The sequence below is a fragment of the Pseudomonas sp. C321 genome, from assembly GCF_055407105.1.
Window position 1 is genome coordinate 20216 of the sequence record NZ_JBUZRB010000004.1, and the last position, 13151, is coordinate 33366.

The 13151-nt window shown below is 62.2% G+C and carries 4 protein-coding genes; 2 read left to right on the forward strand and 2 right to left on the reverse strand.

Annotation, left to right across the window (positions count from 1 at the left end; all coding sequences use genetic code 11):
* The first annotated feature begins 111 nt into the window (after nucleotides 1-111).
* Nucleotides 112-1284 carry an MFS transporter gene (locus tag ACZRJ6_RS13035; protein WP_463968847.1) on the forward strand — a complete coding sequence of 391 codons (1173 nt, stop codon included), beginning with the start codon at nucleotides 112-114 and terminating at the stop codon, nucleotides 1282-1284.
* 11 nt (nucleotides 1285-1295) lie between these two features.
* On the opposite strand, the gene ACZRJ6_RS13040 is transcribed toward ACZRJ6_RS13035, so the two are convergent.
* Both ACZRJ6_RS13040 and ACZRJ6_RS13045 read right to left on the reverse strand, forming a co-directional pair.
* Nucleotides 1296-1643 carry a type II toxin-antitoxin system HicB family antitoxin gene (locus ACZRJ6_RS13040; RefSeq protein WP_463968846.1) on the reverse strand — a complete coding sequence of 116 codons (348 nt, stop codon included), beginning with the start codon at nucleotides 1641-1643 and terminating at the stop codon, nucleotides 1296-1298.
* Complete coding sequence (locus ACZRJ6_RS13045; protein WP_463968845.1) at nucleotides 1640-1891, reverse strand: type II toxin-antitoxin system HicA family toxin; 252 nt, start codon at nucleotides 1889-1891, stop codon at nucleotides 1640-1642. Before ACZRJ6_RS13045 ends, ACZRJ6_RS13040 begins: the two co-directional genes overlap by 4 nt.
* Before the next feature lie 218 nt (nucleotides 1892-2109).
* Here ACZRJ6_RS13045 and ACZRJ6_RS13050 point away from each other — a divergent pair, with 218 nt between their 5' ends.
* Complete coding sequence (locus ACZRJ6_RS13050; RefSeq protein ID WP_463968844.1) at nucleotides 2110-13140, forward strand: non-ribosomal peptide synthase/polyketide synthase; 11031 nt, start codon at nucleotides 2110-2112, stop codon at nucleotides 13138-13140.
* The last annotated feature ends 11 nt before the right edge of the window (nucleotides 13141-13151 follow it).

A 13151-nucleotide genomic window follows, 5' to 3' on the forward strand; every position in this document is an offset into this window, starting at 1 on the left:
AGGAATGCGCCGATGGCGGTGTATCGCTATCAAACTTTGGGTTTCAAATGTATTTTCCCCCTGATAACACACGACGCAAATTTCAGGGCATTCAGGTAGAGGTTACGCACCATGGCAAACCCTTACGCCGAGTTGTTCAAGGCGCCAGGTTCCAGGGCTTTTGTATTGGCGGGCATGCTCGCTCGCATGCCGATTTCCATGACGGGCATCGGGCTGATCACCATGCTGTCGCAAGTTCACGGCGGTTACGGATTGGCCGGCGCGGTGGCGGCGACCTTTGCCTTGGCCACGGCCTTTTGCGCGCCCCAGGTGTCACGGCTGGTGGACCGCTATGGCCAGAGCCGGGTGTTGCCGGTGGCGGCAATCCTGGGTGGTGGCGCGCTGTTGATGGTGTTGCTGTGCACCCGCTTGCAGGCGCCGAATTGGACCTTGTTCCTGTTCGCTGCCCTGGCCGGTGGCATGCCCAGCATGTCGGCCATGGTGCGGGCGCGCTGGACCGAGTTATATCGAGGCCAGCCAAAACTGAAAACCGCCTTTGCCCTGGAGTCGGTGCTGGACGAGGTGTGTTTCATTCTCGGGCCGCCCCTGTCGGTGGGGCTGAGCGTGGTGCTGTTTCCCGAAGCAGGGCCGTTGATGGCGTTGTTGTTTCTGGCCGTTGGGGTCACCGTCTTCGTCCTGCAACGCCAGACCGAGCCACCGGTACATGAGCACCACGGCCATCACGGGGGTTGGTTGATTGCGTCGCCGTCGGTGCTGATCCTGATGATCCTGCTAATGGCCATGGGCACCATTGTCGGCGTGGTGGATGTGGTCAGCGTCGCGTTCGCCCAGCATCAGGGCCAACCTGCTGCAGCGAGTATTGTGTTGTCGGTCTACGCCATCGGCTCGTGCCTGGCGGGGCTGGCCTTTGGCACCCTGAAACTGGCAGCGCCGTTGCCAAGGCAGTTTCTGTACTGCGGCGTGGCTACGGCGCTGACCACGCTGCCGTTGTTGCTGGTGGTGAACATTCCTGGCCTGTCGGTGGCGGTATTTGTCTCAGGTCTGTTCTTTGCCCCAACCCTGATCGTGTCTATGGCCCTGGTGGAGCAAATTGTCCCGCCCAGCCGCTTGACCGAAGGCATGACCTGGCTGATCACCGGCCTGAGTATCGGTGTGGCCATCGGTGCTGCCAGTTCCGGCTGGATGATCGATCACTTTGGCGCCCCCAGTGGGTTCTGGGTGGCGCTGGTTGCCGCAGGCGTGGTGTTGGTTTCAGCGGTGTTGGGGTATCGGCGGCTGGGGTGATGGGTGGCGGGTCACCCCATCGCATGCTGTTGCAGGAACTCGTTCAATGCTTGTCGCGTCAGGTCGTTGAGCGTCACTTTTTGACGGGTCGCCGCCAAGGCGGCGGCTAAATGGAGGTCATGACCGACTCGAACGTTGAACGAGCCCTTGCAGGGCTTTTCTGGTGTTTGTCCGAGCTTCTGGCAAGTGTCGAGGTAATCGTCCACAGCCTCGCAAAAGGCTGTTTCCAACTGGGCCACGGTCTGGCCCTCGTAGCTGATCAGAGCCTTGATGAACAGAAGCTTGCCGAACAGGCAATTGTCCTCGACGCTGGCTTCGATGGAGCCGATATAGCCTTTGTGTTTCAACTGGTTGTTCACTGAATCAGGTCTCCTGATTTCAATTGTTCGATGATCTGGCGCCGGATGTAATGTTTCAACTCGTTACCGGGGTGAGGTGTGGGCAGGGTAATCATTGCACTCGGGTCGCCCTTGTCGAACTTGACCCGGCTACCAGCCCCTTCGATTTGTGTGTAGCCCAGTCGACGCAACAGCGTAACGAGTTCAGGCCAGGTAAACGTCATTTGCTCATTGAGCAATTTGGCGAGCAGCTTTTCATTTTTTGACACGGCGCTCCCTGCGTGTAACTAAATTTAGTTGCAAAGTATGAGGTCCGTCAATGATAGGACGACTTCGCCAGGCTTTCCGATGTTTGATGTAACCCTTGATGACACCTCCCGCAGCCTCCCGTCTGACTAAATCCCGCCGCTAATTTTTCCCTCCCGGATTCGTTTTATAGGGACGACGTGCCTTTGTGCTTCCTGCCTATTGCCCCGGATCCCAAGAAATGAACGCTGAAGACTCCTTGAAACTTGCTCGCCGGTTTATCGGGTTGCCCCTGGAAAAACGCCAGATGTTCCTCCAGGCGTTGCACAAGGAAGGGGTGGATTTTTCCCGGTTTCCGATTCCGGCAGGCGTGGAGGCCGAGGACCGACAGGCGCTGTCCTACGCGCAGCAGCGGATGTGGTTTCTCTGGCAATTGGATCCCTCCAGTGGAGCCTATAACCTGCCGGGGGCCGTACGGCTCAAGGGCGCGTTGAGCCTGCCCGCCATGGAGCAAGCGTTCGCCAGCCTGGTGGCACGTCATGAAACCTTGCGCACGGTGTTCCAGCGCCAGGCCGATGAGCGCTTGTTGCAGGTTGCCGTGCAGCCGTCGTTGGCCATCGAACAGGTGGACTTCAGCTCTCTGGCGCCCGCCGCGCGTGAACACGCGGTGACGGATGCCGCTACCCGGCAATCACTCTTGCCCTTCGACTTGGCTAATGGCCCGCTGCTGCGGGTGCAATTGCTCAAGTTGGCCGAGCAGGAGCACGTGCTTCTGCTGACCCTGCACCACATCGTTTCCGATGGCTGGTCGATGAATGTATTGATCGACGAGTTCATCCGCTGCTACGACGCCCATGAACGTAATGAAGCGCCCCAACTGCCGGCCTTGCCGATTCAGTACAGCGACTATGCCCTATGGCAGCGCCGCTGGCTGGAGGCGGGCGAACAGGCTCGCCAACTGGAATACTGGCAAGCGCGTCTGGGCGATGAGCATCCGGTGCTGGAACTGCCCATCGACCATCTGCGTCCGGCCATGCCCAGCTACCGGGGCACGCGTCATGATTTTGCGATTGATCCGGCGCTGGCCGTGCAACTGCGCAGTTGCGCGCAGCAACACAACGTCACGCTGTTCATGCTGCTGTTCGGCGCCTTTAATGTGCTGCTGCACCGCTACACCGGCCAGGGCGACCTGCGTATTGGCGTGCCGATTGCCAACCGCAACCGCACCGAGATCGAAGGGTTGATCGGCTTCTTTGTCAACACGCAGGTACTGCGCACCGAGCTGACCGGACAAACCCGCGTCGGCGAGTTGTTGCAAGGTATCAAGGAGCACGCCTTGGGCGCCCAGGCCCATCAGGAGCTGCCGTTCGAGCGCCTGGTGGAAGCGTTGAAAGTCGAGCGTAGCTTGAGCCACACGCCGTTGTTCCAGGTCATGTACAACCACCAGCCTGTGGTGGCAGACATCGCGTCGGTGAGCACCGCTTCCGGGCTGGAACTGTCCCTGGTGCAATGGCAAGGCCGCACCACCCAGTTCGACCTGACCCTGGACACTTATGAAAAGTCCGGCACCCTGCACGCCGCGCTGACCTTCGCCAATGACCTGTTCGATTCTGCTTCCATCGAGCGCATGGCCCGGCACTGGATCAGTCTGTTGCAGGCCATGGTCGTCGATGGCAACCAGCGTATCGGGGAGTTGCCAATGCTGGCCGCCGATGAGCGGCTGGTGCTGGTCCATGGCTGGAACCAGACTGATGAGCAGTACCCGACCGAGCGCGGCATTCATCAGTTGATCGAAGATCAGGTGCAACGAACCCCGCAAGCACCGGCCCTGGTGTTCGGCGCGACGGTATTGAGCTACGCCCAACTCGACGCTCGCGCCAACCAGTTGGCCCATGCCTTGCGTCAGCAAGGGGTTGGTCCGGATGTGCTGGTGGGTATTTGTGTCGAGCGCTCCGTGGAAATGGTGGTCGGCCTGCTGGCGATCCTCAAGGCCGGCGGCGCGTACGTCCCGCTGGACCCGGAGTACCCGCTGGACCGCCTGGCCTACATGATCGAAGACAGTGGCATCGCCCTCTTGCTCAGCCAGACCAGCCTGCTGCATAGGCTGCCTGCGAACGAGGTCAAGGTCATCATGCTGGACCCGCAGCCCGACTGGCTTGAGGGTTACAGCACCGAGCCCGTCGCGGTGATAGTGCATGGCTTGAACCTGGCCTATGTGATCTACACCTCGGGCTCGACCGGCAAACCCAAGGGTGCCGGCAACAGCCATCGCGCGCTGGTCAACCGGCTGTGCTGGATGCAGGACGCCTACGGCCTGGACGGCAGCGACGCGGTGTTGCAGAAAACGCCCTTCAGTTTCGACGTGTCGGTCTGGGAGTTCTTCTGGCCGTTGATGACAGGCGCGCGCCTGGTGGTGGCCGCCCCTGGCGAACACCGCGAGCCGGCCCGCCTGATCGAAACTATCCGCGAGCAGCACATCAGCACCTTGCACTTTGTGCCGTCGATGCTCCAGGCGTTTATTCACGAGCCTGGCGTCCAGGCTTGTGCAAGCCTCAAGCGCATCGTGTGCAGCGGTGAAGCTCTGGCGCTGGATGCGCAATTGCAAGTCTTCGCCAAACTGCCGAACGCGGCGCTGTACAACCTGTATGGGCCGACGGAAGCGGCCATCGACGTCACGCACTGGACGTGTGTCGACGAAGGCGCCGACAGCGTGCCCATCGGTCGGCCCATCGCCAACCTCGGCACCTACGTGCTGGACGCGCAACTGAACCCGGTTCCGGCCGGTGTAGCGGGTGAGTTGTACCTGGGAGGCACCGGGCTGGCCCGCAGTTATCACCGCCGTCCGGGGCTGACCGCCGAGCGCTTCGTGCCGTGCCCTTTCACTGCCGGTGCGCGCCTGTATCGCACCGGCGACCGGGTGCGCCAGCGTGCCGACGGGGTGATTGAATACCTCGGGCGCCTGGATCATCAGGTCAAGCTGCGGGGCCTGCGCATCGAGCTGGGAGAAATCGAGACCCGCCTGATGCAGCACCCTCTGGTGCGTGAAGCGGTGGTGCTGGTGCAGGGCGGTAAACAGCTGGTGGCTTATCTGGTGCTGGATGCCGCGGAGCCGACCACGCCGTGGCAACAGGACCTCAAGGCCTGGCTGTTGGGCAACCTTCCGGAATACATGGTGCCGACCTACCTGATGCCGTTGGCGAAACTGCCGGTTACCGCTAACGGCAAGCTCGACCGCAAGGCGCTACCGTTGCCGGACGCGGCGCCGCAGCAGGCCTTTGTTGCGCCCGGCAGCGATCTGGAAAAAGCCCTGGCGGCGATCTGGGGCGATGTGCTGGGCGTTGAGCAGGTCGGCCTGGAAGACAACTTCTTCGAACTGGGGGGTGACTCGATCATCTCCATCCAGATGGTCAGCCGCGCTCGCCAGGCCGGGATTCGCCTGAGCCCACGGGACCTGTTTCAGTACCAGAGCGTGCGCAGCCTGGCGCGGGTAGCGACCTTTGATCAGCACAACGCGATCGATCAAGGCCCGGTCAGCGGCGAAGTAATCCTGACGCCCGTGCAGCAGGTTTTTTTCCAGCAGGCCATCCCGGCCCGTCATCACTGGAACCAGTCGTTGCTGCTGACGCCTCGTGAACCGCTGGTGGTCCCGGCGCTGGAAGCGGCGTTGATCCAACTGATCAACCACCATGATGCCTTGCGCCTGCGCTTTGCCGGTGAGGCCGAGGGCTGGTGCCAAACCCACGCCACAGCGGTCAGCGAGTCCGGGCTATGGCAATGCCGCGCCGACAGCGTCGATGAATTGGCCGCGCTGTGTGACGAGGCGCAACGCAGCCTCGACCTGCGGCAGGGGCCGCTGTTGCGCGCCGCGCTGATCAATCTGGCCGATGGCAGCCAGCGTTTGTTGCTGGTGGTTCATCACCTGGTGGTGGACGGCGTGTCCTGGCGCATCGTGCTGGAGGATTTGCAGCAGGCTTATCAGCAGCACTCAGCCGCACAACCGTCGGTACTGCCGGCCAAGACCAGTGCCTACCAGCACTGGGCGCAGCATCTACATGCCCACGCGCAGACCCTCAACGACCAGCTGCCGTACTGGCTTAGGCAGTCGAGCACCACCGACCTGCCTTGCGATAATCCACAGGGCGGCCTGAACAACCGCCTGGGGCAAAAGATCGAAACCCGCCTCGACGCTGAGCTGACCCGTCAATTGCTGCAAACCGCCCCGGCGGCCTATCGCACCCAGGTCAACGACTTGCTGCTGACTGCATTGGCCCGCGCCGTCTGCCGCTGGAGCGACCAGGACGCCGCCTTGATCCAGCTTGAAGGCCATGGCCGCGAAGACCTGTTCGATAGCCTGGACCTGACCCGCACCGTCGGCTGGTTCACCAGCGTGTTCCCGGTGCGCCTGCAACCGGCGGCTGAACTGGCGACTTCAATCAAATCGATCAAGGAACAGCTGCGCGCCGTGCCCGGTAAAGGCCTGGGCCACGGACTGTTGCGCTACCTCGGCGAACCTGCGGCCCGCGAAGCGCTTTCGGCACTGCCGGCGCCGCGTATCACCTTCAACTACCTGGGGCAGTTCGACCGGCAGTTCGATGAGTCGGCACTCTTTGTTCCGGCCACTCAGGGCAGCGGTCAGGCTCAGGACCCCGAAGCGCCGCTGGCCAACTGGCTGACAGTGGAAGGCCAGGTGTATGGCGGCGAGCTGGCACTGCAATGGGGGTTCAGCCGCGAAATGTTCAGCGCCTCGACTATCCAGCAGTTGGCCGATATCTACACTCGGGAACTCAAGGCGCTGATCGAGCACTGCTGCGCCGCGCCGCCGGGCCAGGTCACGCCGTCGGACTTCCCCCTGGCGACCCTGACTCAGCAGCAACTGGATCGGCTGCCGGTGGAAGGCCCGGCCATCGACGATATCTACCCGTTGTCGCCGATGCAGCAGGGCATGTTGTTCCACACCTTGTATGAGCCTCAGGCGCAGGCTTACATCAATCAACTGCGCCTGGATATTCGAGGGTTGGATGTGCTGGCCTTCGGTCGCGCCTGGCAAGCGGCGATCGACCGCCATGACATCCTGCGTAGCAGCTTCCATTGGCTGGGCCTGGACAGCGCGCATCAAGTGATCCATCGCCAGGTGGACCTGCAGTTGCAGGTGATCGACGATATCTACGCCGACCGGGATGCCCTGGCCAGCACCGAACGCGAACTGGGTTTTGAGCTGAGCAGCGCGCCGCTGTTGCGCCTGATGCTAGTGCGCGGTGGCGATGAAACCTGGCATTTGATCTACACCAGTCATCACATCCTGATGGACGGCTGGAGCAACGCCCAACTGCTCGGTGAAGTCATCAGCCATTACGCCGGCCATCTATTGCCGGCGCCCCTTGGGCAGTTCCGCGATTACCTGAGCTGGCTGCAACAGCAAGCATCACAGGCCGGTGAGGCGTTCTGGAAAGCCACCCTGGCGCCGCTGCAAGCGCCCACCTTGCTGGCCGATGCGCTGCGGCCTCCCGTCGGCGCAACGGGCATGGCGGAGCATCAGGTGAGTGTCGACAGTGCCTTGAGCCAGGCGTTGATCGACTTCGCCCGTCAACAAAAAATCACCCTCAACACCCTGTTGCAAGGGGCCTGGAGCCTGTTGCTGCAACGCTATACCGGCCAGGACTGTGTGGCTTTTGGCGCCACGGTGGCCGGGCGTTCGGCACCGTTGCCGGGCATCGAGCAGCAGTTGGGCCTGTTCATCAACACCTTGCCCATCATCAGCAGCCCTGGGCCGGCCGAGCGGGTCGGGCCTTGGTTGAGCGAACTGCAAGCGTTGAACCTGAGCCTGCGTGACCATGAACACGTGCCGCTGTATGACATTCAGGCCTGGGCCGGTCAGCAAGGCTCGGCCCTGTTCGACAGCCTGCTGGTGTTCGAAAACTTCCCGGTGGCCGAGGCGCTCAAGCAAGGCGCGCCCGCCGGCTTGGCCTTTGGCGAACTGCACAATCACGAACGCACCAATTACCCGTTGACCCTGGGCATCGAGCTGGGTGCCAGCCTGCGCCTGGCGTTCAGCTACGACACGGCGCGCTTCAGCGAGGCTGGCGTGCGTCAGTTGAGCGTCAACCTGCAACACCTGTTGGCGCAGTTGGTCGCCAATGCCCAGGCTTGCCTGGGCACCCTGGAGCTGCTGGATGCGCCCGGTCGTCGTGCTGTGCTGGCGCTCAGCCAATCGCCAGTATCGACCCCGCGCAGTCACGCGCTGGTTCATCAGCGCATCGCTGCCCAGGCCCTGGCCACACCCGCGGCCCTGGCTGTGCAGGCAGGCGATCAAGCCCTGAGCTATGGCCAACTCAATGAGCGGGCCAATCGCCTGGCCCATCGCCTGCAGGAGCACGGCGTCGGCCCCGGCCAGCGGGTCGGCTTGGCCTGCCGGCGTGGCCCGCACTTGATTGTCAGCTTGCTGGCCGTACTCAAGAGTGGCGCCGCCTATGTCCCGGTGGACCCGAAATACCCCACCGAGCGTCTGGCCTACATGCTCGCCGACAGCCGCCTTGACTTGCTGCTGTGTGAGACCGGCCTGCTGGAAGACCTGCCGTTACCCGAGCAACTGACGCGCCTGGATTTCAGCCCCACAGGCGCCGAACTGGCGAGCTACCCCGCCAGCAATCCGTCCAATCACGCGGTCGCTGCCGACCTGGCCTACGTGATCTACACCTCCGGCTCCACCGGCCTGCCCAAGGGCGTGGCGATTGATCATGCGGCCCTCGGCCAGTTCTGCCAGAGCGCTGAGGATTACAGCGTGCTGAGCCCCGAGGACCGAGTGCTGCAGTTTGCCACGTTCAGCTTCGATGGCTTTGTCGAGCAATGCTACCCGCCGTTGTGCGCCGGTGCGGCGCTGATCATGCGCGGCGATGAGCTGCTGGACGCCGGGCAACTGGCGCGGGAAATCGTTGCCCAGGGCGTGACCCTGGCCGATTTGCCGGCTGCTTACTGGTATCTGCTGGCCAAGGAATGCGCACTCGGCGGCTCCCTGGGCAACCTGCGCCAGGTTCACGTGGGTGGCGAAGCCATGTCCGTGGAAGGCTTGCGGGTCTGGCATGAAGCCGGTCTGGGCGCGGTGCGCCTGCTCAATACCTATGGCCCGACCGAGGCCACGGTGGTGTCCAGCGTGCATCAATGCAGGCTGGACGATACCAGCGATGCGTTTGGTATTCCTATTGGGCGGGCCATCGACGGCCGGTCGCTGTATGTCCTCGACAGTGCCGGCCAGTTGTTGCCAACCGGTGGCGTCGGCGAGCTGTTCATCGGTGCCGAGGCCGGTCTGGCCCAGTGCTATTTTGACCGTCCCGCACTGACCGCCGAGCGCTTCCTGCCGGACCCGTTCTCGCCATTGCCGGGCGCACGTCTTTACCGCAGTGGCGACCTGGCCCGCTACAACGGCGATGACGCCCTGGAATACGCCGGGCGCATCGACCATCAGGTGAAGATTCGCGGTTTGCGCATCGAAATGGGCGAAATCGAAGCCTGCCTGCAGACCCTGGAACAAGTGCACGAGGCCGCCGTTATTGCCCACCACAGCCCGAGTGGCGCGCAGTTGGTGGCGTATGTCGTCGCCAGCGACCCTTCAGTCGACGAGGCTCACTTTCGCCAGCAACTGATTGCCTCCTTGCGCCAGTCGTTGCCTGATTACATGGTGCCAGGCCATGTGCTATTGCTCGGCGCGCTGCCCTTGAACAACAACGGCAAGCTCGACCGGCGGGCATTGCCCGCGCCTGATCTGAATCGGTCCGAGGTTGCCTACGTCGCCCCGCAAAACTCTCTTCAGGCGCAACTGGCGGCGATCTGGCAGGCGGTGTTGCAGGTTGACAGCGTCGGCCTCGACGATCACTTCTTTGAGCGTGGCGGCCACTCCCTGCTGGCCACCCAGGTGATTTCCCGGGTTCGTCATGACCTGCAACTTGAAGTGGCGCTGCGCACTCTGTTCGAACAGCCCACCTTGAAGGCATTTGCCGAGGCCTGCGAGGGCCTGCAAACCCGGGAAAGCCTGCCGATGGTGGCTCTGGAGCGCGGTCGGCCGCTGGCGTTGTCATCGGCCCAGGAGCGCCAGTGGTTTCTCTGGCAACTGGACCCCGACAGCGCCGCTTACCACGTACCGACCGCGTTGCATTTGCGCGGCGAGCTGAATGTGCATGCATTGGAGCAAGCGTTCCAGGCCCTGGTGCAGCGACATGAATCCCTGCGCACCGTCTTCGTGGAGGAGGGCGAGCGAACCTGGCAGGTGATTCAGCCGCATCGCATGCAGGCTGTCGAGCAGCAACGCGTGGCGGCCGGGGCGATCCAGCAGCGGGTGGAAGAGGAAATCCAGCGTCCATTCGACCTGTTCAACGGGCCGCTGATGCGCGTCAAATTGCTGGAGATCCAGGCCGATCATCACGTACTGGTGATCACCCAGCACCACATCATTTCTGATGGCTGGTCGATGCAGATCATCGTCGACGAACTGGTACAGTTTTACGCGGCTGGCTGTGAAGGTCGCGAGGCCCGGTTGAACCCGCTGCCCCTGCAATACGCCGATTATGCGGCCTGGCAAAAGCAGCGGATGGCCGAGGGCGAACGTGACCGGCAACTGGCGTACTGGCGCGAGAAACTGGGCGGTGAGCAGCCGGTGCTGGAATTGCCGTTCGATTTCCCGCGTCCAGCCGAGCAGAGCTTTCGCGGTGCGCGCCTGGACTTCGCCTTGCCGTCGCAGCTTGCCGACGGTTTGCAGGCCCTGGCGCAACGTGAACAGGTCACGCTGTTCATGCTGTTGCTGGCGTCGTTCCAGATGTTGTTGCACCGCTATAGCGGTCAGGCGGACATCCGCGTCGGCGTGCCAGTAGCCAATCGCAATCGAATGGAAACAGAAGGGCTGGTAGGTTTCTTCGTCAACACCCAGGTGCTGCGCGCCGAGGTCGACGGGCAGGACTCGTTTAGCGACCTGCTACGCCAGGTTCGCCAGTCGGTGCTCGACGCCCAGACCTACCAGGACCTGCCGTTCGAGCAACTGGTGGATGCCCTGCAACCCCAGCGCAGCCTGAGCCACAGCCCGTTGTTCCAGGTGCTGTTTAACCATCAGAGTCGCGCGGCTCACCCCACTCAACTGGACAATTTGCATATCGAGGGGCTGGCCTGGGACAGTGCAACCGCGCAGTTCGACCTGGTCCTGGACACCACCGAAAGCGAAGCCGGTTTGATCGCCTCGCTGACCTATGCCAGTGACGTGTTTGAACGCAGCACCATCGAACGCCTGGCGCAGCATTGGCGGACTCTGTTGCAGGGCATCGTCGTGCAGCCTGGAGCGCGCATTGCCGAGCTGCCCATGTTGACTGACGATGAGCGTCAATTGACCCTGGAGCAGTGGAATGGAGTATCGGGCCACTATCCGCAAGGCGAGTCGATCCATCGTTTGATCGAACTGCAAGCGGCCAGGGCACCTGATGCCGTGGCGCTGGTGTTGGGCGACCAGCACCTCAGTTACGGCGAACTCAATCGCCAGGCCAACTGCCTGGCCCATGTCTTGATCGCCGAGGGCGTTGGGCCTGAAGTGCTGGTGGGCATCGCGGTGGAGCGCTCGTTCCAGATGCTCGTCGGCTTGCTGGCGATCCTCAAGGCCGGCGGCGCCTATGTGCCACTGGACCCGGCCTACCCGGATGATCGATTGCAGTACATGATCCAGGACAGTGGCCTGACCTTGTTGCTGACTCAAGGCCAACTACTTGCCAGCCTGCCGATCCCGCAAGGCGTGCGCAGCCTGTTGATCGAGGACGACCACGGAGTTTTCGACCACAACCCGCAGGTGGTGGTCGCGCCGGATAACCTGGCCTATGTGATCTACACCTCTGGCTCCACCGGTAGGCCCAAGGGCACGTTGTTACCGCACCGAAACGTCCTGCGGTTGTTCCAGGCTACCCAGGACTGGTTCAACTTCGGTCCCGATGACTGTTGGACGCTGTTCCACTCGTACGCATTTGACTTCTCGGTCTGGGAGATCTTTGGCGCCCTGCTGTACGGTGGCCGCCTGGTGATCGTGACGCAAGAGGTCAGTCGTTCGCCGCACGCCTTCCTCGATCTGCTTTACCAGGAGCGCGTGACGGTGCTGAACCAGACACCATCGGCGTTCAAGCAACTGATGGGTGTGGCCTGCGCGCAAGAGTCTTCGCGCGATCTCTCGCTGCGCTACATCGTATTTGGCGGCGAGCCGCTGGAAGTGAGTAGCCTGCGGCCCTGGTTCGCGCGATTCGGCGATTGCGCTCCGCAACTGATCAACATGTATGGCATCACCGAAACCACGGTACACGTCACTTACCGGCCGCTGTCGTTGGCGGATTTGGACAATGGCGCGTCCAGCCCGATCGGCGTGGCGATTGCGGACCTGTCCTGGTACGTGCTCGATGCACAACTCAACCCGGTGGCCAAGGGCTGTATCGGTGAACTCTATGTGGGGCGGGCAGGATTGGCGCGGGGCTATTTGAATCGGGCTGATCTGACCGGCGCGCGTTTTATTCCGGACCTGTTCTCCAACGAAGGTGGGCGCTTGTACCGCACTGGCGACCTGGCACGGTATCGCGCCGATGGGGTGGTCGAGTATGTGGGCCGGATCGACCAGCAGGTAAAGATTCGCGGTTTCCGTATCGAACTGGGAGAAATCGAAGCCTGCTTGCTGGATCAGCCATCGGTACGCGAGGCGGTGGTCCTGGCTCGGGAGGGCGCGGGCGGTACGCACTTGGTCGGCTACCTTGTGCCCTCGGTGCAAGTGGAGGATCAGGCGGTCTGGCGTGGTGAGCTGCGCCGGAGCCTCAAGGCACACCTTGCGGAGTACATGGTGCCTGCGCATTTGGTATTGCTGGAGCAGATGCCGTTGACAGCCAATGGAAAACTCGACCGCAAGGCGTTACCCGAGCCTGACGCCAGCCTGTCGCAAACGGACTATGTGGCGCCGGACAGCGAACTGGCGCAGAGCGTTGCCGGCATCTGGCAAGAGGTACTGGAGGTCGCCCGGGTGGGCCTCAATGATAACTTCTTTGCCCTCGGCGGCCATTCGTTGCTGGCCACCCAGGTGACGATGCGCATTCGCGAGCAATTGAACCTGGAGGTGCCGCTAAAGGTGCTGTTTGCCACCGAAAACCTGCGTGACTTCTGTGATCAGTTGCAAGGCTTGCAAAGCGATTTGCAACCGTTACAGGACGAACTGACTAAATCTCTGGAGGCCCTCAAACGTCTATCAGCCAATGATCTTGAGAAACTGATTTCTTAATTGAGGGCTAT

Bases quoted from the DNA above. Each gene is read 5' to 3' on its own strand.
- ACZRJ6_RS13050 (WP_463968844.1), top strand. From the start codon at position 2,110: ATGAACGCTGAAGACTCCTTGAAACTTGCTCGCCGGTTTATCGGGTTG.
- ACZRJ6_RS13035 (WP_463968847.1), top strand. From the start codon at position 112: ATGGCAAACCCTTACGCCGAGTTGTTCAAGGCGCCAGGTTCCAGGGCT.